This window comes from Candidatus Poriferisodalis sp. (genome assembly GCF_965203655.1).
Taxonomy (GTDB): domain Bacteria; phylum Actinomycetota; class Acidimicrobiia; order Acidimicrobiales; family Poriferisodalaceae; genus Poriferisodalis.
Genome location: NZ_CBDBDD010000006.1, coordinates 11,910 through 32,117 on the forward strand (window position 1 = coordinate 11,910; position 20,208 = coordinate 32,117).

The 20,208-nt window shown below is 66.8% G+C and carries 17 protein-coding genes; 9 read left to right on the forward strand and 8 right to left on the reverse strand.

Going from position 1 to position 20,208, the window contains the following annotated elements; translation table 11 throughout:
* Window positions 1-38 precede the first annotated feature (38 nt).
* The 3 genes from ACOGW9_RS06040 (at window position 39) to ACOGW9_RS06050 (ending at window position 4,298) form a co-directional block, all read left to right on the forward strand.
* Window positions 39-1,304 (forward strand): hypothetical protein, encoded by a 1,266-nt coding sequence (locus tag ACOGW9_RS06040; protein ID WP_419854515.1) that lies wholly within the window; start codon window positions 39-41, stop codon window positions 1,302-1,304.
* Between the two features lie 393 nt (window positions 1,305-1,697).
* A complete protein-coding gene (locus ACOGW9_RS06045; protein ID WP_419854516.1) occupies window positions 1,698-2,915 on the forward strand; it encodes a cytochrome P450 in 1,218 nt (405 codons plus the stop codon).
* Window positions 2,916-2,933: 18 nt separating this feature from the next.
* Entirely contained in the window at window positions 2,934-4,298 is a 1,365-nt protein-coding gene (locus ACOGW9_RS06050) for an MFS transporter (protein ID WP_419909340.1), read from the forward strand.
* An 8-nt stretch (window positions 4,299-4,306) separates the two neighbouring features.
* On the opposite strand, the gene ACOGW9_RS06055 is transcribed toward ACOGW9_RS06050, so the two are convergent.
* The 4 genes from ACOGW9_RS06055 to ACOGW9_RS06070 all read right to left on the reverse strand — a co-directional run bounded on the left by ACOGW9_RS06055 (window position 4,307) and on the right by ACOGW9_RS06070 (window position 8,304).
* On the reverse strand, window positions 4,307-4,585 hold the full coding sequence (locus ACOGW9_RS06055) for an HU family DNA-binding protein (RefSeq protein ID WP_419909342.1): 279 nt from the start codon (window positions 4,583-4,585) through the stop codon (window positions 4,307-4,309).
* Between the two features lie 132 nt (window positions 4,586-4,717).
* A complete protein-coding gene (locus ACOGW9_RS06060) occupies window positions 4,718-5,593 on the reverse strand; it encodes an ABC transporter permease (RefSeq protein ID WP_419909344.1) in 876 nt (291 codons plus the stop codon).
* Window positions 5,580-6,566, reverse strand: a complete 987-nt coding sequence (locus ACOGW9_RS06065) for an ABC transporter permease (RefSeq protein ID WP_419909346.1) — start codon at window positions 6,564-6,566, stop codon at window positions 5,580-5,582. Before ACOGW9_RS06065 ends, ACOGW9_RS06060 begins: the two co-directional genes overlap by 14 nt.
* Before the next feature lie 37 nt (window positions 6,567-6,603).
* A complete protein-coding gene (locus ACOGW9_RS06070) occupies window positions 6,604-8,304 on the reverse strand; it encodes an ABC transporter substrate-binding protein (protein ID WP_419909348.1) in 1,701 nt (566 codons plus the stop codon).
* Window positions 8,305-8,550: 246 nt separating this feature from the next.
* Between ACOGW9_RS06070 and ACOGW9_RS06075 the strand changes: the two genes are divergently transcribed.
* Genes ACOGW9_RS06075 through dtd form a run of 3 tightly spaced genes read left to right on the forward strand, consistent with a single transcriptional unit; the run spans window position 8,551 to window position 11,939 of the window.
* On the forward strand, window positions 8,551-11,034 hold the full coding sequence (locus ACOGW9_RS06075) for a CaiB/BaiF CoA transferase family protein (RefSeq protein ID WP_419909350.1): 2,484 nt from the start codon (window positions 8,551-8,553) through the stop codon (window positions 11,032-11,034).
* Between the two features lie 52 nt (window positions 11,035-11,086).
* Window positions 11,087-11,497, forward strand: coding sequence for a RidA family protein (locus ACOGW9_RS06080; protein ID WP_419909352.1), 411 nt, complete (start codon window positions 11,087-11,089; stop codon window positions 11,495-11,497).
* A gap of 4 nt (window positions 11,498-11,501) precedes the next feature.
* Entirely contained in the window at window positions 11,502-11,939 is a 438-nt protein-coding gene (gene dtd, locus ACOGW9_RS06085) for a D-aminoacyl-tRNA deacylase (protein ID WP_419909354.1), read from the forward strand.
* 25 nt (window positions 11,940-11,964) lie between these two features.
* Here the strand turns inward: dtd and ACOGW9_RS06090 are convergent, their stop codons facing one another.
* Both ACOGW9_RS06090 and ACOGW9_RS06095 read right to left on the reverse strand, forming a co-directional pair.
* Window positions 11,965-12,384 (reverse strand): Zn-ribbon domain-containing OB-fold protein, encoded by a 420-nt coding sequence (locus tag ACOGW9_RS06090; protein WP_419909356.1) that lies wholly within the window; start codon window positions 12,382-12,384, stop codon window positions 11,965-11,967.
* Window positions 12,381-13,547 (reverse strand): thiolase domain-containing protein, encoded by a 1,167-nt coding sequence (locus tag ACOGW9_RS06095; RefSeq protein ID WP_419909358.1) that lies wholly within the window; start codon window positions 13,545-13,547, stop codon window positions 12,381-12,383. Before ACOGW9_RS06095 ends, ACOGW9_RS06090 begins: the two co-directional genes overlap by 4 nt.
* Before the next feature lie 96 nt (window positions 13,548-13,643).
* Between ACOGW9_RS06095 and ACOGW9_RS06100 the strand changes: the two genes are divergently transcribed.
* A complete protein-coding gene (locus tag ACOGW9_RS06100) occupies window positions 13,644-16,103 on the forward strand; it encodes a CoA transferase (protein WP_419909360.1) in 2,460 nt (819 codons plus the stop codon).
* A gap of 125 nt (window positions 16,104-16,228) precedes the next feature.
* On the opposite strand, the gene ACOGW9_RS06105 is transcribed toward ACOGW9_RS06100, so the two are convergent.
* A complete protein-coding gene (locus ACOGW9_RS06105; protein WP_419909362.1) occupies window positions 16,229-17,143 on the reverse strand; it encodes a XamI family restriction endonuclease in 915 nt (304 codons plus the stop codon).
* Complete coding sequence (locus tag ACOGW9_RS06110; RefSeq protein ID WP_419909364.1) at window positions 17,131-18,786, reverse strand: class I SAM-dependent methyltransferase; 1,656 nt, start codon at window positions 18,784-18,786, stop codon at window positions 17,131-17,133. Before ACOGW9_RS06110 ends, ACOGW9_RS06105 begins: the two co-directional genes overlap by 13 nt.
* A gap of 267 nt (window positions 18,787-19,053) precedes the next feature.
* On the opposite strand from ACOGW9_RS06110, the gene ACOGW9_RS06115 reads away from it, so the two are divergent.
* The gene (locus ACOGW9_RS06115; protein WP_419909366.1) at window positions 19,054-19,665 is read left to right on the forward strand and encodes an NAD(P)-dependent oxidoreductase; all 612 of its coding nucleotides are present in this window, start codon (window positions 19,054-19,056) and stop codon (window positions 19,663-19,665) included.
* Between the two features lie 29 nt (window positions 19,666-19,694).
* Window positions 19,695-20,195 (forward strand): hypothetical protein, encoded by a 501-nt coding sequence (locus ACOGW9_RS06120; RefSeq protein ID WP_419909368.1) that lies wholly within the window; start codon window positions 19,695-19,697, stop codon window positions 20,193-20,195.
* Window positions 20,196-20,208 lie beyond the last annotated feature (13 nt).

Below are 20,208 nucleotides of genomic sequence, written 5' to 3' on the forward strand. Positions count from 1 at the left end.
TTGCGTGAGATGACGGCATGTGAGAGGGCGGACAGATCGTGACCTCGGCAGGCGACTCGGACGGCGGCGGGCTGCGTGATCGCACCGCCGGCCGCGCCGCGGACGGGCGTGTCCGGTGGGTTGTGATCGCCGTGGCCGTTGTTGCGATGCTCGCGGTTGTGCTGGCGGCTTGGATGTGGATGCGTGACGGCGGCGATCGCGTCGCAGCGCTGCCGGACGCGGAGGCTGTGTGGACACAGATCGCATCTGAGGTGCCCGTGGATCCTGATCGGCGCTACAGCGACGAAGAACTCGGGCTGTTTGGTTTGGTTGATCGCGTGATCTTCGACACGCCGTTTTATGTCAGATTCCGTACTGCCGAGGATGCCGGCAAGGCGGACGCTAGTCGCGACGAGTATATTTCATCGGTTGCGTCGGGTCATGAGCGTGAGCGGCTCGCCTTTGAGCGCGAAATCGAGGACGCTGTCCATAGTGCATACAGTTCTCTGCCTTCGGACCTGGGAGCGGGAGGCTTGCTTGAGGCGGCATTCGTAGATGCGATGAGGGAATGCGCGGCAGACCGGGGTTATCCCAATATCAATCCCATGGGAGCGTCGGAGGAAGAACGGGCCTACTATGAATCCGAGTTCGGACTGTCGTCTGAGAGCTTCTACGACTTGCGGCTTGAGTGTGCTCAGCGGGCTGCGAGTTATCCCACTCTCGACTCCGAGGTGCGGGACGAACTGCTCTACCGTGTCAGAAAGCACTATCTCGAAGCGGCGCATGATTATCTCGGCAACTATGACATTGTAGAGATCCCGATCGAGCATGATGAGAGCGTTATCCACCCGTTGGAGGAGTCGTACATCCGGTACTGTCTTGAATGGCTGGCCGCTGATCGGGAGTCGTGCGCTGACCAGTACCGGGTGGAGCTGACCGAGGAACAGAAAGCAGCGCCTGTCCCCGAACGAGAACCAGTCGACGAGACAACGCCGTACCCGCTGGTGGGGCAGCCCTGCGGGTTCTCGCCGATTCCGGGCGATGTCATCATCGATCGCGATGGCCGTTTCTGTGACAAGTTCGAGAATCTGGAGTTCAGGATCAATCATCCCGATACGAAGGAGAGCCGGTCGTATGTGGGCAACTTCTTTTACGGCGGGCCGAGGCTGTTGAACTGTCCCGACAGCTGGGCGATCGACGGCGAGGGAAAGTGCCGCTATCCCCACCCTGAGGACGCAGCGAAGAGAGAGGCTTTCCTCGAAGCGCATCCGGAGGTGGCAGAAGGGCCGCCGCTGATCAGCTCGTTCTATCCGGGCAGGGACTGATCTTCGGCGGAGCATCTGTCGAGCGGCGAGACGACAGAGGCCCCGCGCCGGGAGCTGTGGATCACGCTGAGCCCCGATTCGAGGCCGAGGTCGTTGGGCTGCTACGGCAGCACCGGCCGCCAGAGCCGCTACGCGGGCCGTCACGCGTTCCGTTTGCTGGCTGCGAGGTCCCCTACGGGAACGCGGCCCGGGGAGGGGTTTATCGGTGAGTGGCTGGAAGCGGCCCGCGCCGCCTAGCCCTGCGAAGCTCTCCTGCTCGCCAACGCGTCGTCCGTTCGCTGTTCGGCCTCGTGCCCGCCCACGCAACCTCGGCGTCAACAGCCGTCATCGGCCTGAACTCGATGTCATGGGGCTTCTGTTCGGCGCAGCAGCCGCTCTGGTTAGGGTTCGGCCATGGCCACTCTTGTTGCTGATGTCGACATGCCTGAGGTCGGCCTCGGAGGCGATGAAGGCGAGGACGAGCGGCGAGAGGCGCTGATCGGGCTCGCTGAGCGCAACTGGATCGCCCGCACCCCGCTGGGGTACGTCATCACCCGTCATGCGGACGTGACCGCCATGCTGCGCGACAAGCGCTGGTTCAGCGCCATCGGCCTCATCGCGCAGATGCAGGGCGTCGACGACGCCGAATGGAACCGTCGCAGCGGGCAGAACATCCTGGGCATGGAGGGCGACGAGCACCAGCGGCTGCGCCGGCTGGTCGGGCCGGCGTTCACTCCCAAGGCCGCCGAACGGCTGCGCCCGTTCATGGCCGAGGTCATCAATGATCTGCTCGACCCGCTGTGTGCTCGCGGGCACGGCGATTTCGTCACCGAGGTCTGCGAGCCGTACCCCATTCCGATCATCTGCGAGCTGCTGGGCGCACCCCGCGACGACTGGGAGCTGTTCAGCCGTCTCGCCACCGACATCTTCCGGGTGTTCAACGGCAATCTGGCACGCGACCTGCACACGATCATGTCCGCGCAGGACGAGATGGGCGCCTACATGTCCAAGCTCATCGCCGAGCGGCGGGCCGAGCCTCGCGACGACCTGCTCTCGGACCTGATCGCTGCGGAAGAGGAAGGCGACCGGCTGAGCACCGAGGAGATGCAGTCGCTTGCCAACGCCGTGCTGCTCGCCGGCACCGACACCACGCGTAACCAGCTCGCCTGCGCTGTGGAGCTGTTCGCTCGCTGCGGGGACCAGCTCCGGCTGCTGCGCGACGAGCCGTCACTCGCACCCCAGGCTGCCGAAGAGGTCATGCGGCACTTCGGCGCCATCCGGGGCACCGCCCGCTACGCCAGCGAGAACGTCACCTACCGCGACATCGAGTTCCCGGCCAGCACGCTGATCTTTCCCAGCTTCACCGCCGCCAACCATGACGAGACGCAGTTCGATCAGCCGATGCGTTTCGACATCACACGCCGGTCGAGCGCGCCGCACATGACCTTCGGCAGCGGCATCCACTACTGTCTCGGCGCGTTCCTGGCACGAGCCGAGCTGCAGGAGGCCCTCAAAGCCGTCGCGAAGCGAATGCCGGACCTGCGCCTCGACGGCGACGTGGAATGGAAGCCGGTGTCCAACGGCATCTGGGGGCCGTCGACACTGCCGATCAGGTTCACGCCGGGGCACTGAACCCCCGCAGCCACGCTGATGGGCCGCCTGCCCGACGTCTTCGAGGTCACGTCGGGCCAGGCCGCATCTAGCCCAGCTGCGCACAGCGATGCCACGGCAGCTCCGCGAGGCACTGCGACGGCCAAGCGGCAGTCGATCGCTGCGCCGCCCGATGGCGCCGCTCCCGGCGAGGTCGGGAGCACGCCGCGCGAACGCGTCCGCTGGGGACGGGTGGTGCTGGTGGCTCTTTCGGGGGTGGTGTCGCACGTCTTCGGCCGGGCCACAGTCGGCGTGCTGGTGCCCGCCATGGCCGACGATCTCGACCTCAGCGACACTCTGATCGGCGCGCTCGGCTCGGCCAACATGGGCGCCTACTTCACCGGAGTGATCATCGTCACATTCACTGCCGGCCGAATCGAACCGTTCACCCTGCTGCGCGCCGGCATCATCACTTCCACCGCGGGCCTTGCGGTGATCGGCACGGCGTCGGACCCGGCAGCCGTGGTGATCGGGACTGCACTGGCCGGTCTCGGCGGCGGCGGCATCTGGCTCACGGCACCAGTGATCGCCAGCGAGGGTGTGCCGGCGAGCCGCCGCGGTGCTGCGCTCGGCACGCTCACCGCCACCATGGGCGCCGCGCTCATCGGCGTGCCCATCGCGACCGCTGCCCTGCGCAGCATTGCGGCCGACGATGCGCTCTGGCGGCCCGTCTGGGTGGCCCAGGCTGCGCTGTCGGTGGTGCTGCTTGCGGCCCTGTCGGTCTTCGTCCGAGCTCGACGCACCGAGCGAGTCGCCGGTGCCGGCGGCTTCGGGGCACTGTTCCGGATTCACGGGTGGAAGCGCGCGGTCGCGGCGTACATGGCATTCGCCTACATGACGTCCTCGTTCGCGAACTTCTTGGGGCGAGCGCTGGAGGGCGATCACGAATTCAGCCGCACCGCCGCGACGCTCATGTTCTCGTGGATGGGCGCGGGTTCGATTGTGGGAGCGCTGGCCTTTGGACGGCTCAGCGATCGGATCGGGCGACCCTTGACCATGGCCACGGTCATGGCCTTGAGCTCCGGCGCTGCCGTGGTCCTGGCGACGCGTGCGCCCGGCGCGGCGATCATCGTCGCCGTGGTGATTTTCGGCGCAGCGTCATTCTCGTTCCCATCGCTCACCGCGACGTTCGTGAGCGATCACGTGTCCGACCGCACGTTCGCCGCGGTGCTCGGCTCGATGACGATGTTCTATGGACCCGCGTCGGTCATCGGACCTGCCGCGAGCGGCTGGCTCGCCGACCGGACGGGCAGCTTCAGCGCGACCTATACGGTCATCGCTGCACTGGCCCTCACTGCATGCATCTGCATGGCGACGATGCGCCGCAGGGATGATGTGGCGCCACAGCCGGCGCCGCTGAGCTGAGCGTCAGCTCAGCTCATCAACTGCTTTTTCATGGCAGCAGCGGTTGCCAGCTTCAGCGATCGGCTCGGGCCGATCTCGATGGACTCGCCGGTCTGCGGGTTGCGGCCCATGCGGGCACCACGCTCAGACATGGAGAAGGAGCCGAATCCCGGCCAGGTCACCTTGCCGCCGGCCTTCACTTCGGCTGCAACGAGATCGAAGAATGCCGACAACGTCCGCTCTGCGTCGCTCGCAGTCACACCGGCTTCGGCGGCTACTGCCTTGATGGTCTCTGCCTTGTTCGCCACAGTCCAGTTCCTCTCTGAAACGATTCGGGGTACCACATCAGCACACAAAAGCCCTGAAGTGGTGGAATTGCGGCCCGCTGTCTACCGGCGCGACCCGGTTCTTGCACCCCGCGACGACAGTCGGGGCGACCGTCAGCTGCGGCCTTCACCTCGCACGTCAAACGCATCGCGCAGGCCGTCGCCGACGTAATTCACGGCCAACACGGTGATGACGATGGCCAATCCGGGCGCCCACACCAGCCACGGCTCAACGGTCATGAAGCCCTCGTTGCCTCCGATCATGTTTCCCCATGTCGGCGTGTGGGCAGAGCTGACCCCCAATCCCAGGAAGCTCAGCACTGACTCGGCCAGAATTGCACCCGCGACTGCGAGCGATACCGCGACAGAGATCTCACCGACCAGATTTGGCAGCAGGTGGCGAACCATGATCCGCGTGGTGCTTGCGCCCATCGAGCTGGCCGCCACAACGAATTCCTGCTCGCGCAGCGCCAGCGTCTTCGCCCGGATGATGCGGGCCAGCGCCATCCACCCCAGCAGCGACAGCACGAACACCACATCAGCGGCGCTGTCGCCCAAGATGCGCGCCAGCAGGATGATCATCATGAGCAGCGGCAGCGCGAGCAGCGTGTCGGTGAAACGCATCAACACGGCATCGATGCGTCCGCCCAGATAGCCGGCGACCACGCCGACGGTTGTGCCGAGCAGCGAGGCGATGAGCGCCACCGATATGCCGATGACGAGCGAGATCCGGCCGGCATACAGCGTCTGGCTCAGCGTGTCCCGACCCAAGGTGTCGGTCCCGAGCAGGAATTCCGCCCCGGGAGGCGCCAGCACATGATCGAGATGCTGCTGTCCTGACCGGTAGGGGGCGATCAGGTCGGCACCGGCGACTGCCGCGGCAATGATCACGAGCGCGACGAGCGCTACGACCGACACGCGACGGCTGGCGAAGCGCCGCCAGGCTGCCATCAACGGGCGCTCTGCGAGCTCGTGCTCAGCGAGCGCCACGCCGGATCCTGGGGTCGAGGACGCCGTAGGAGAGATCGCCTGCGAGGTTCACCAAGAAAACCGCTGTTGCAACGATCATCACGGAGGCCAGCAGCACGGGATAGTCGCCGCCGTAGAGGGCGTCGACGAACAACCGGCCCATGCCCGGGTACTGGAACACGAGCTCGGTCACCACCAGCCCGCCGACCAGCTGACCAGCATCGGTGGCGGCCTGCGCAGTCACGGGGAGCAGCGCATTGCGCACGCCGTGACGAACCACCACGGTGCGCTCCGGCAAGCCTCGTCCACGAGCAGCGCGCACGTGATCCGAGTTCATGACATCAAGCAGGCTGGCCCGCATATAGCGGCTGTAGACGGCAATGAGCTGCAGCGACAGCGCCATCGTGGGCAGCACCAGGTGTCGCACTCGGTCGGCGAGGTCGAAGCCCTGCTGGCCGGGCGAGTACAGCCCCGCCGTCGGAAGCAGCGGTGGACCGATCCCCAGCCAGTTTGCGAGGTACAAGCCGAAGAACAGCTGCAGCATGAGGCCCAGCCAGAACACCGGGATGGAAATCCCCAGGAACGAGATCGTGGTGGCCAAGTAGTCGATGAATGAGCCGCGACGGATGGCCGAGATCGCACCGATTGCGATTCCCGCGACCAGCGAGAGCGCGACCGCCAAGCTCACCAGCACCAGCGTGTTCACCAGCGCCGTGCGCACGATGGGCCATACATCCGCACCGTTGCGCACCAGCGAGATGCCAAGATCGGCTTGCACGAAGTCCCCGAGCCACTGCAGGTATCGGCTCAGGATCGGATCACCGAGCCCGAGGTGTTCGCGGTACCTGGTGATGTCCTCTGGCGCGATGCGGGGATTCACCGTGAGCGCGACCGTGGGATCCGAGACCTGATTCGCCGCCCAGAACACGGCGAACGAGATGGCCAGCAGGATCGGGACCGTCGTCGCGAGCCGTCTCAGCACGTAGCGCGCCACGATGTTGAGCCTGCCAGCCCGTTCGCGGACTATGCGTTCATTCGACGTGCACGGTCCAGTCGAACATGTCGAAGAATCCGCCGTAGGGACTCGACACATAGGCGCCCGGTCCCGACACCGCATTGGGGTCCCAGATGATCATGTTGGGCAGCATGTACAGCGGGATCCACGGCACATCGGCCGCCAGGATCTGGCTTAACTCGTGAACCAGCTCCAAGCGGGCTGCTGGGTCCACTTCGGCATCAATCGCGAACGCCAAGTCGCTGGCCTGCTGGCTGCGGTAGGCCGTGAAGTTCTGGCCCGTGTACTCGTTCTCCTCGGTGGGGATGCCGTCGATGTCGTAGAGATTGGCTACGGAGGGATCCGGGTTGGTGCTGTTCGCGAAGAGCGCCACCGGGCCGAAGTTCAGCGCCGGCAGTCGATTCTGGAATAGCTCGCCCGGGTCGTAGTTGATGATCTCCCAGCCGATGCCCAGCGGAGCGGTCATGTCGACGACCAGCGCTTGCACGTCCTCGCGCCGGTTGTTGCCGGCGACGGTGTTCCATGCCAGCACAAGCTCTTCGCCTTCGGCGTTCATCCACAAGCCGTCGGGGTCGGGTCGTGTCCAGCCCTCGGCCTCGAGCAGCTCGGCGACCTTGGCCGCATCCTGCGTGTAGCGGGCGAAGTCGTCCTGGCACCAGGGGCCGAACCCGGGATTCCAGCCAGTGCACTGCAGGACCGGCGGGTCGGCGGTGATCGTGCCAAGCGCAATTTCGGCGATGCGTTCGCGATCCAGCGCATAGGCGACGGCTTGGCGCACGTTGCGCGTCATGTCGAAGCGGCGGTCGGGCGCGTCCTGGTTGATCCAGAGGCCTTCCATGTAGGTGCCCTCAGCGACCTTGTAGGTCAGATCACCGGTGATCCGCTCGCGGGCACCGGGAAACGGCTGGGGGAAGGCGGCCATGGCTTCGCCGGTCTGCAGGGCCAGCAGTTCCGAGTCGGTGTCCTCGCGGGGCACCATCACCACCCGATCCACCAGTGGGATGCGCTCGGCATCCCAGTAGCTGCGGTTCGGAACCAGGATGTGCTGCTCCTGATTCCATTCCTCCTGGATCCACGGACCGCCCGAGACCGTGATCTCGTCATTCCACTTGTCGGCGATATCGGTGTCGGGACCCAGCTCGTGCGCCGGCAGCAAGCCGCCGAACAGCGTCGGCCACGGTGCATACGGCTCGCTGAAGGTGATGACGGCCGTATGTGGGTCGGAATGGTCGATGTCGGTGATCAGATCCAGACCGATGGTGCTGAGCGTGCCGGTGGTGTCGAGCCCGGCGCGCCAGCTGAACCAGACATCTGTGCTGGTGATGGGCGTGCCGTCGCTCCACGTCGCGTCAGGATTCAGGCGGTAGGTGAGCGTGAACGTGCCATCGTCTGCGGTGACGAGGCCGCCGTTCGCCACGGTCGGCTCTTCGGCCAGCAACGACGACGCCACGTACGTGTTGCTCTGGTCGAGCTCCATGAGCCGCGGCAGGTAGTGGATCAGCACCGACCAGATCGTCCAGGTGGCATTGGCACACGAGGTGACGGGGTTGACGCACTCGGGCCACTGCTCGACGGCCAGCACGAGCGTGCCGCCGCTGGGGTCATCCCCGGTATCGGGTGCGACAGTGGTCGCAGATCCGGATGCCGGTTCATCGGGCACCGGCTCGTCGGTGGACGTATCGCTGCCGCACGCTGCGGCAAGAAATACGACGGCCATCAGAGCGATGCCGAAACGTCGACTGCGGCGCCGACGCGGGCCTGACGGTCTCGACGAACCCTTCGAGCTTCCCTGTGCCTCAAGCGTGGTCATGCAAGCAAAGTAACGCTCAGGCTCTTTGCCGAGCGGCAGTTCCGCGGACCGGACACCGCACGCATTGCACGCGTGCGGTGAGCGGTTCTGGCAGAGTTTGCGGGATTCAGCCGGGCACTCCGGCTCATCGGCGACAACTGGGGGCATACCGAGGTGCTGAACGGCTACCGGATACTGGATCTGACCGACGACCGGGGCCACCTCGCCGGAATGCTGCTGGCCCAGCTCGGCGCCCAGGTGGTGCTCTGCGAGCCGCCCGGCGGGCACCGCACCCGACACCGTGGACCGTACGTCGATGACGTTGTCGATCCGGAGCGCTCCATCGAGTTCCTCGTCTACAACCGGGGCAAGCACTCGGTAGTGGTCGACAACCCGGCGCAGATTGCCGAGCTTGCTGCCGGCTGTGATGCGGTGATCTCATGCGGCGCCTTCGACGTCGACCTCGATGCGCTGCGCGCAGCCAGCCCGCAGCTGGTGACGGCAGCCATCACGCCGTTCGGTGAGACGGGCCCCAAGACCGGCTGGGCCGCGACCGACCTCACCATCGCCGCTTCGAGCGGCACGATGTCGCTGACCGGTGACCGCGACCGGGCGCCGGTGCGCATCGGGCCGCCGCAGACCTGGCACAACGCTGCGGTGGACACCGCCGGCGCAATCCTCATGGCGCTGCACGAGCGGCAGACCTCCGGCCTGGGCCAGCACGTCGACACCTCGGCCCAGCAGTCGTTCGTGGACTGCACCCAATTCCAGATGATGGCGGTGCTCACCGGCGGCGAAGTGCCGGTGCGGCTGCCGGGAGCGGTGAACCTGGGCGGCTTCCTGATCCCGTGGGTGTACGAATGCGCCGACGGCTACGTGACCGTCACGTTCCTGTTCGGTCCGATGATCGCCCCGTTCACGAGCAGGATCCTCACCTGGATCTGCGAGGAGGGGTTCTGCGAGCCCGAGCTGCGCGACAAGGACTGGGTGGACTTCGGCATGGCCATCGTGGAGGGCCGCGAGTCGATGGACACCTTCGATCAGGCCATCAAGGCCCTCACCGCGTTCGTGGCCACCAAGACCAAGGCCGAACTGCTGGAACGGGCGCTGGCTGACAACTTGCTGATCGCGCCCATCACGACGACCGCCGACGTGCTGGCGCTCGACCATCTCGAAGTGCGTGACTATTGGGAGCACGTCGAGGTGCCCCGGGCCGGGGGTTCGGCGCCCGTGCGGCTGTGCGGTTCGCTGGCCAAGACCACCGGAGGGCCATTGGCGGTGCTGCCCGTCGCTCCGAGACTCGGCCAGCACACTGAGGCGTACCTGAACGGCGATGGCTCGCCGGGCACTGCCATCACGGCGCGCCCTCGCACCGAGATCGCCCCCACTGGTCGCTCGCTGGAGCGCCCGCTCGACGACGTCAAGATCCTCGACTTCATGTGGGCGCTGGCAGGCCCCGGCGCCACGCGCACGCTGGCCGACTACGGCGCCACCGTGGTCAAGGTGGAGAGCGAGCTGAAGCCCGACGTGCTGCGCGGCGTCCACCCGTTCATCGGCGAGGAGGGCGGGCAGGAGAACGCCCTGCAGTTCCACTCGATCAACGCCGGGAAGATGGACCTGACGCTCGACCTGTCCCTGCCGGAGGCCCGCGACGTCATCCTCGACCTCGTCGCGTGGTGCGACGTGCTCACCGAGTCGTTCTCGCCGAAGGCCATGGAGAACTGGGGCCTCACCTACGACGTGCTGCGCGAGGTGAATCCCGAGCTGGTGATGTTCTCGAGCTGCCTGATGGGCCAGACCGGGCCGATGCGCATGTACGCCGGCTTCGGCACGATGGCTGCAGCCATCGCCGGCTTCTACCCGGTGACCGGATGGCCAGACCGCATCCCGGCGGGGCCGTTCACCGCCTACACCGATTACATCTCGCCGAAGCTGGGCGTGATGCTGATCCTATCCGCGCTGGCCGAGCGCGACCGCACCGGGCAGGGCCAGCACATCGACTTCGCCCAGATGGAGGGGGCGCTGCACTTCCTGGCGACCGAGTTCGCCGACGAAGAGATCAACGGCCGCACGGCGGGCCGGGCCGGCAACGCCGACCGCCACATGTACCCCCACGGCGTGTATCCGGCGGCCGGTGACGACCGCTGGGTTGCGATCGCCTGCGAGACCGACGCTCAGTGGGGCGCACTGGCGGTGATGCTCACTGAGGCTGCGGCCGGCAATGCCTATCTGGATCAGACGCTGGACATGCTGAACGCCAGCGCAGACGGGAGCCTTGCAGGCCTCGATGCAGGAAGCCGTCGAGCGCACGCCGAGACCATCGACGCCGCAGTCACCGCGTGGACAGAGCCTCAAGAAGCAGCCGACGTCGAGGCGGCGCTCCAAGCGGCAGGCGTGCCCGCCCACCGTGTGAACGACGCGGCAGATCTGATGGCCGACCCTCAGATCGTGGCCCGCGAGCACTTCGTGTCGGTGCCGCACGCCAAGCACGGCCACACCTGGGTCGAGGACAGCAACTTCGATCTGTCACGCACGCCCGGCCGGCCGCTGTGGGGCGGCCCGATGTTCGGCGAGCACAACATGGAAGTGCTCGAAGGCATCCTCGGCTACGACGGCGACAAAATCGCCGAACTCGTCATCGCCGGCGCCCTCGCCTAAGGACTCTCCGTCAGCTTTCCACCGAACCCGACCATGCCGAATTGAGGTCAGCATGAGCACAGACAGCGGCGCTTCAGGCGTCGACAGGCAGAACATCTCGAGCGGCGGGCCGCTGGAGCCCGTGGCCGGCTACTCACGGGCTGTGCGGCTCGGCGACTGGGTCGCGGTGTCGGGGAGCACGTCGCTGGGCCCCGACGGAGTGGCGCACCCGGGCGACTGCTACGAGCAGGCCATCTACACACTGGGCGTCATTGAGCAGGCGCTGGCAGAGGCTGGAGCGCAGATGAGCGATGTCGTGCGGACCCGCTCGTTCGTCACGGACATCGGGATGCTCGACGACTTCATCCGCGCCCACGGCGAGGTGTTCGGCGACATCCGGCCGGCGTCGACGCTCGTCGAGGTGTCGGGGCTGATCCATCCCGACCTCGTCATCGAGATCGAAGTCGACGCGATCATTCCCTGAGCGCGTGCGAGCACTGGTGCAGCGGGCCGCCGAGGCCCGGGTGCGAGTCGGCGGCGAGGTGATCGGCGAGATCGGTCCCGGGCTGTGCTGCCTGGTGGGTGCGACGCACGACGACAGCACTGAGTCGGCACACAAGCTTGCCGGCAAGATCTGGAACCTGCGCATCTTCGCCGACGACAACGGCCAGATGAACCGGTCAGTAGCAGATACCAGCGGCGAGGTGCTGGTGGTGAGCCAATTCACGCTCTACGGCGACACCCGCAAGGGTCGCCGCCCGTCGTTCGTTGCAGCAGCAGCGCCCGATCAGGCAACCGGGCTGATCGACGAATTGGTTGCCGAACTGCGTCGCCTGGGCGCCACCGTGGCCACTGGCTCGTTCGGGGCCGAGATGGCGGTCGAGCTGATCAATGACGGCCCGGTCACGCTGATGCTCGAAGTCTGACTCCGGCGCTCCCGCTGAACAGCGGTCAGGCCGGCGTGAAGCGGAGCAGGGCGGGGCCGTCGGGTGTGGGGTCGAAGACCGCCTGCACGGCTTGGCCGATATGGACCGTGTCGGGGTCGCAGCCGACGATGTTGGTGAGCACTCGGGGACCCTCTTCCAACTCGACGTAGGCGAGCACGAACGGGGCCGCCTTGCGCCACGAACCGGGGATGCGGCGGGTGACTGTGCAGCTGTAGACGGTGCCTCGCCCCGAAGCCTCGAACCAGGTCACCGAGGTGCTGCCGGGCCCATCGCAGCGTTCCCGCGGGTACCACACGACGTCACCGCTGTCGTCGCAGCGGGGCAGCACCAGTCGGCCTTCGGCGGTGGCATCCCAGAACCGCTGCGTCTCGAGATTCACCGTCGGCGGCGGCACCGGCAGGCCGAACTGCCCGAGTTCGCTCATGTCGACCTGCCCATCACGAGCGTGGCGCTTCCCATGCGGGTGGCGAGGCTGCCTCCGGTGCCGTGCGCCAGGGCCAGCTCGCAGTCGGGCACCTGCACGGCCGCTTGGGCCTCGCCGCGCAGCTGGCGCACGGCTTCGACCACCTTGGTCATGCCGCCGCGGTTGGCCGGATGGTTGTTGCACAGGCCGCCGCCGTCGGTGTTGAACGGCAGAGCACCGCCGGGCGACTGCAGAGCACCGTCGGACACGAAGCGTCCGCCATGACCCTTGTCGCAGAAGCCGAGGTCCTCCAGCGTCATCAGCACCGTGATGGTAAAGCTGTCATAGATCGACACGTAGTCGATGTCGGCGGGTGTCACGCCGGCTTCGGCAAACGCCAGCGGCCCCGAGCGCGTCGCGCCCGTGTGGGTCAGATCGATGCGCCCGCCCGATGTGTGCTTGATGGCGGTTCCTGTGCCGAGCACGGGCACGCAGTGGCGGTTCAGCGATGCCGCCACCGCTTCGCTGACCAGTACGAGGGCACCGCCGCCGTCGGTGATCACACAGCAGTCCAGGCGATGCAGCGGGTCGGAGATCACGGGCGAGGACACCACTTCATCCACGGTGACCACGTCTTGGAGGAAGGCGTGCGGATTGTGCTGCGCATGGGTCGAAGCAGCCACCTTGACTTCGGCCAGCTGCTCAGAGGTAGTGCCGAACTCGTGCATGTGCCGAGCAGCGGCCAGCGCGTACCCACCGGGCACCGACATGCCGAACTGGTTCTCGAACGATGCCTCCGGCGCGGAACTGAACCGAGCGCTGCCGCCCGGCCCGGCGCCGCCGGTGCGCGGCTTGCCGGCCAGCGTGATCAGCGCCACATTCACGTGGCCTGCAGCAATGGCCGCAGCGGCATGCTGAACATGGACCAAGTACGCCGAGCCGCCGGTCTCGGTGTCGTCGATGTAGGTGAGGTCGAGGCCGAGGTACTCCGCCATCGACAGGGCGCCGAAGCCGGGTGCGTCGCCGGCCGAGTAGTAGGCGTCGACGTCGGCCAGCGTTAGCCCCGCATCGGCCAGGGCGCCCGCAGCTACCTCGGCGTGGATCTGCGGCAGCGTGCGGTCGGGCAGTTCACGGCCGGGATGCTCGTACACCCCGGCAATCAGCGCCTTGCCTCGAATCGTCACCGGCGGCACGCTAGCCGCCGCTCCCGACGCGGTGCCCGATCTGCGCCGGTGCCGGGTCGTCGGTCGGCGTCGAGAGCGAGCGTTAGCTTCGCGGCGATGCTGAAGCCATACCGAGTGCTGGACCTCACCGATCACCGGGGCGCGATGTGCACCTCGATCCTCGGCTCGCTGGGCGCGGAGGTGATCCTCGTCGAAGGCCCCGACGGCCGCGGACGGGACCATAGGGAGACGGGTCCCGACGGGACGTCGCTGGGCTGGTGGAACCTGCGGCGCGGTGCGCAGAGCTGCGTCATCGACGATCGCAACGAGCTCATGGATCTGGTCGCCGGCGCCGACGCGCTCATCGAATCGCCCGACCCCGGACTTGGCCTCAGCTACGACGAACTGCGTTCGGTCAATCCCGGACTCGTGCACACCACCGTGACCCCATTCGGCAGCACCGGGCCCAAGTCCGGCTGGGCAGCGTCGGACCTGACCATTGCGGCGGCGGCATGCAGCGCTGCCATCACCGGCGACGCCGACCGCGCGCCGCTGCGCATCACGGCACCCCAGAGCTGGCTGCACGCGGGATCGCACGGGGCAGTCGGCACGGCGCTGGCGCTTCGCCAGCGCGACCGCAGCGGCTACGGCCAGCACGTCGACATCTCGGCACAGCAGGCGATGATGCAGACGGCATTCCCCGGCATCGTCCACGCGCCCAACCAGTACCCGTCGGCCCGGCGCACCTCGGGCGGCATTCTGCTGCTCAACTTCCACCTGCAGTTCGTGTACCCGGCAGCCGACGGCTACGTCTCCATCACGCTCCTGTTCGGCGACACCATCGGGCGCTTCACCGCCCGGCTGATGGAGTGGGTGCACGAGGCAGGCTGCTGCAGCGACGAACTCGCGGCGCTGGACTGGATCGACTTCGGGATGCGGCTCTTCACCGATCCCGACAGCGCGCCCGGTCAGCTCGAGGAGACCAAGGCCGCGATCACCCGGCTGACCAGTACGCGGACCCGAGCCGAGTTGTTCGCGGAGGCACAGCGGCGCGAACTGCTGCTCGCCCCGGTGTACGCGCCTGCAGAACTGACGGGCGTTGAGCACTTCAACGAGCGCGGCTACTGGGATGCTGTCAACGATCCCGCGTGGGGCAGCGTGATCACAGCCGGTGCTTGGTGCAAGCCCAGCCGCACGCCACTGCGCTCCCTCGGCGCCCCGCCCGATCTCGGCGCCCACACCGCAGCCACCGAGGCGAAGCCGCGCTCGGCGCTGCTGGACGCCGCCGAACAGATTCGGAACGCCGGTGGCGATCCGTCGAGCCCACGGCCTCTGGAGGGGATCAAGGTGCTCGACACCACGTGGGTGTACGCCGGGCCGTTCACCACGCGGGTGCTCGCCGACTTCGGCGCCACGGTCATCAAGGTGGAAGGGCCGGCACGGTTCGACGCCGCGCGTGGCGCGGGCGGCGGCTTGAGAGGCGACATGGGGCCCGACGCCTCGATCCAGTACGGCACACTCAACGCGGGCAAGCTCGGCGTGACCGTCGATCTCAACACCGCCGAGGGCCGCGAGGTGCTGTGCGACCTGGCGGAGTGGGCCGACATCTACGTCGAGTCGTACACCCCCGGCACGCTGGAGGACTGGGGCATCGGCTACGAGACGCTGTCAGCCCGCAACCCGGGCCTGATCATGTTGAGCACCAGCCTGATGGGCCAGACCGGACCGCTCGCCACCTTCGCCGGCTTCGGCAATCTGGCCGGCGCCATCACCGGCTACTACGAGATGACGGGCTGGCCGGACCGGGCTCCGGCAGGGCCGTTCCTCGCCTACACCGACTACGTCACCCCGCAGTACATGGTGCCGTTGCTGCTGGCCGCGCTCGATGCGCGCGACGCCGACCCGGAGGGCCGGGGCCAGCATCTCGACTTCGCTCAGGCCGAGGCTGCCGTGCACTTCCTCGCCACCGAGGTGCTCCAACACACGGTCAACGGCACGGCCGCCACTCGGTCCGGCAACGCAGACGCCTTCAGCAGCCCCCATGCGATGTACCCGTGCGACCCTGGAGACACCGACCCCGACAACCCGCTCGAGCCGCCAGAAGCGTGGATCGCCGTGGTGTGCGAGACCGAACACCAATGGGAGTCGCTGTGTGAGGTGCTCGGCCGCGACGGCCAGCCGGTGCCGGCGGAACTTGCCGGCCTCGACGCAGCGGGACGCCTCGCGCGCAGCACAGAAGTCGACGCCGCCATCGCCGCATGGGCCGCCGGGCGCACCTCAGTCGACGCCGAGGCCGCGCTGCAGGCTGCGGGCGTCCCCGCACACGCCAGTCAGAACAGTCTCGGCTGCTTCGCCGATCCGCAGCTCAATCACCGCGGCCACTGGATGGATGTCGAGCACCCGGTGTACGACCGCATGGTCGTCGAAGCACCCCGCCTCCAGCTCAGCGCGTCACCCCACGAGGTCACCAGGTCAGGACCCAGCCTGGGCGAGCACAACGATCTGGTCCTGCGGGACATCCTCGGTTACGACGACGACCGCGTTGTCGAGCTCGCCGTAGCCGGCGCCATCGGCTGACCAAATCGAGCGCACCTTCGACACTCGGGATGCGAGGTCGCCAATGCCGAGTGCAAGGCCCCAGCAGCAGCCCATCGGCAGTTTCTGATGCTGCAACTCACGAGTGGCAGCCGCCACACATCGAGTCAGCGCGTGGCCGATACGAAATCGGTGAGCGGTGCCAGATCGTGGGCCCAGAAGATCGTCAAGCCACGGTCTTGGGCTTGCACGAGATTGAGGGTCTTGAAGACCCCAGACAGCACCGCTACAGGGACGACTCCGTGACTGCCGAGCTTGTCAATCCAGACATCGGCCTTGACAGCGGCGTCGTTGTTGAGGCGCTTCACGGAGTTCGTGGAGGAATTCGAGACCTTGCACTCGATGGGCATGAGCCGGCCATCGTGCAGTCCGACAACGACATCGGCCTTGCGACCCACAACCGAGCATTCACCGCAGAACTCGCCCCGTGAAGGTGCATCCGATGGCGTCCATATCTCTCGGGTTGGCGCTTCGGCCATTCCCGACGCAGCGAGATGGCTGCGGACGCCAGCTTCTTGATCCGACTTGGCGGTGTTTGCCCGATTCGTCCGCACTCGTTGACTCGCCATCAGTGCAGCCGAGGCCATGGCGGCGGCACTGCGTTCGCCATCGGTGGGGGACCGATCCTCTGCCACCCACGCGAAGCGGCGGCTGTCGAGCATGGCGGCGACTGTGTCGATCACCCGCTTGGCTGCAACCGGGTCGTCCCGTAGGCGACTGACCGTCAACTGCGTCTCGGCCAACTCCATCAGATCATCAGCAGAGACAGGCGGACCCGCCAGATAACGGACCGCTTCCAGCAATTCGGCGTTGCACAGCACCTCTTGGGCGACGTCGTGCAACGACCGAAGGTCACTGGTGTCGTGCAGCAACTGCTCGATGCTTGCTGTGTAATCGTCGAACGCTTGGAGATAGCGCTCAAGCGGCTCGGTGAGCCGCTCGTTGCGGAAGATTTCGACGGCCTTGCGTCGCTCTCTTTCGAGCTCTTCTTCTGACCAGCGGGGTGGGTCTATGAGCGCCACGGCTCGTCCGATTCCAGCCAATTCGGCGGAGGAACCATGATCTGCGCCATCTCCGAAGGCTCGAACTTGGTGAGGCCGCCCGCATACGTGCGACCACCCGCCACAGTGGCGCGCTCACCCAGGGATCTCGTGAGCCTGCACAGCGCCTCGTCTGACAGCGGTTCGGTCGGATAGATGCCGTGCACCGTGTTGAGATTCCTAGCCGCAGCAAGATTGCGCACGAACGTCGGCGGGCGCCGAGCCATGTATGTGGCGAGAATCGGCGCCGGATCACGCAACTTGACGGACCACCAAGGTTTCCTGTGACGGGCGATGTAGCCACTCGCTGCACCCGCCCGACGAGCTGAACGCAAGAAGCGCTCGACGAGTTCCCGACCGTCTGCGTCCAAGACCTCCAGGTCTTCTGGCAGGTCGATCACGGCTCTGAGCTGGCTGTCGTCCCCTAGTACGACAGAGGCCAGATCAATGAGTTCAGAAGCTCTGGTCACAGCGGGGAACAGCACCGAAGCCGGCAGTCTCGGGTCGTTCTGACTGGTCACCCACGTCGCATTCGCTCCGGTGACCGCTCCCCGGTGCACTCGACAGAACTCGCCTAGCGGCACGAACTCCCGCGGCACGGTGACCTTGGGTTCCAAGAGAGACGACCAGCGGCGCGTCGTGCGCAGCCTCTCACGGCTGAACCGCCTGCCGCCCTGCAGACCTCGCAAGTCCTCCGTTCGCCTGATCTTGCGCACGCGAACGCCGCGCTGCGAGTCGCCCACCTCAAACGCAGTGACGGCGGCGGTGGTCGCGGCGTCCGCGAAGGCCTGGCTTCGGGCATCGAGAACCTGAACGGACAGGCCGCCCATCGGCCCGGCGATCAGCTCGCGTGCGAGCTGTCCGTAGCCCACGTCAAGCCATTCAGACGAGGTGACGAAAACGCCGTAATCGCCCGCTCGCGCGTGATGTGCCGTTGCGAGGAGGAAGTGGACGTGCAATCCCGCGAGCGCTGACGCCTTCAAGCCGAACTCCTCAGAACGTTCTCGCAGCCATGCCTTCCATTCGGGCGCGATGTCGTGGTGACGCACGTAGGGGGGATTGCCGATGAACCCCGTGGGGCCGGACACCGGCGATAGGTCCAGCGAGCGGTAATCCGTCGGGTGCACTTGCGATCGCGCATCGAGACCCAGCACGGTGAGGCTGGCGCGAGCCGTCAGTGCTGCCAAGGGATCGATCTCGACTGCGATGAGCTGCGCTTGCGGCAGGTAGCGGCCGACCGCACAGAGGAATCGGGCCGAACCGGCGCCCGGATCCACGATGCGGCTTGCGACCTTGTAGTGGGCCAACCATTCCGACATCGGCCCGACAAGCGACGGCGGGGTATAGGTCGCGCCCAGTGTGCGCCGCGTCGGCGCCGAACGGAGCGATACGAAGGCTGTGCCGAGTGGGTCTTCACCTGCTCGGATGGCTGCTGCGATGCAATCGAGGAACTCGGGCGAGGGCGAAGGACCCGACGCTTCTATGAGACTCGCCTCACCTGCGCTCACATCGGCGAGAGCGCCGTCCCGCGCAAGGCCCCACGCTGCTGCGCACAGCGCTTGCTCGTCCGCGATTTCGTCAACTTCGGCCCTCATGGCCGCGGCGTCGTTCAATATCAAGGCCATCTGCTGGCATGTTCGCATACGCCACCTCGGGCTACGCGGAGCACGGACCCCGCTCCGTGCCGTCATCCTGACGACGAGGTGTGACACGCGCCCGACACGTCGCCGCGCAGCCCCGTTCACTGACACGGCACCTCAGCATCGGGAACGGTCGCCAGCCATCCTCGTGACGCTTGTCGCCGCTCGGTTGGACGTTGGGTCACAAGTAGGGTGTGCGGCCGCAGGCGCAGCACGGGCCGCTTGCGCCGCCGAGGCGATTGAGGAGCCGGGTTGCGCGTCATCATCTTCGGTGCCACCGGCAAGACCGGGCAGCACGCGACCCGTCAGGCACTCAGCGCGGGCCATGAAGCGACAGCGTTCGGACGTTCCGTGGGGAAGCTCAGCGTCGAGAGCGGTCTGACGCTCTCGCAGGGCGATGTCTTCGAAGCTGAAACGGTCAGCGATGCCGTCGCCGGCCACGACGCTGCCATTGTGTGCCTCGGAAGCGCGAACCTGAAGGACCGCTCGACGCTGACGCGAGGCACCGAGCACATCGTCCACGCCGTCGATCGTCACGGCGTCGGGCGGCTCGTGGTGGTATCTGCAGCGGGCGTCGGCGACAGCTGGTCTCAAGTTCCGTGGAGTTCGAAGCTGATGTTCAGGACCATGTTGCGGAACGTGCTCGCAGACCATCAGACGCAAGAGGACGTGGTGCGCGCCAGCACTGCTGACTGGACCATCGTCCGCGCAGCAGTCCTGTCTGACAAGTTGGACCGTCGCACCGTGAACGCTTCCAACACGAACAGAACGAGTCGCATTCACCGCGCTGCACTCGCCGGCTTCCTCGTCAGCCAACTCGACGACGGCAGCTACAACCGGCAGACCATCACGGTGACGTCGTAGGCACGCACCCCCGAAGGCGAGGTTCGCACATGAACGCTGACGAGCGCTTGGCGACGATCCGGGCGATCCACGACTCGCCGCTGCGCATCGTGCTGTCGGTGACCGGCGGCGGGATGCTGGCCCTCAGCGACCTGCTCACGGTGCCGGGCGGCTCGCGCACGATCCTCGAGGCCGGCGTGCCGTATTCGGTGAAGTCGCTCTACGAGGTGATGGGCTCGGAGCTGGAACCGCATGTGTCCGACGAAGCGGCGCTGGCGATGGCCGACGGCTGCCTGACCCGGGCGCAGTACCTCGTCTCGACGCCCAAGCCGGGCACTGAGCCGTGGCCGCTGGCGGGCATCTCGTGCACGGCGGCGCTGGTGACCGATCCGCCCCGACGGGGCGAGGACCGGTCGCACATCGCAGCCGTCAGCGACTCGGGCACGCGCATCGCCCGCAAGATCACCTACGAGACCGACGACCGGATCCAACAGGATCGCGAGACGTCCGACGCGATCCTCTCGCTGATCGCGGAGATCGCCGCTAGCTGAGAGCCAGCTGGTC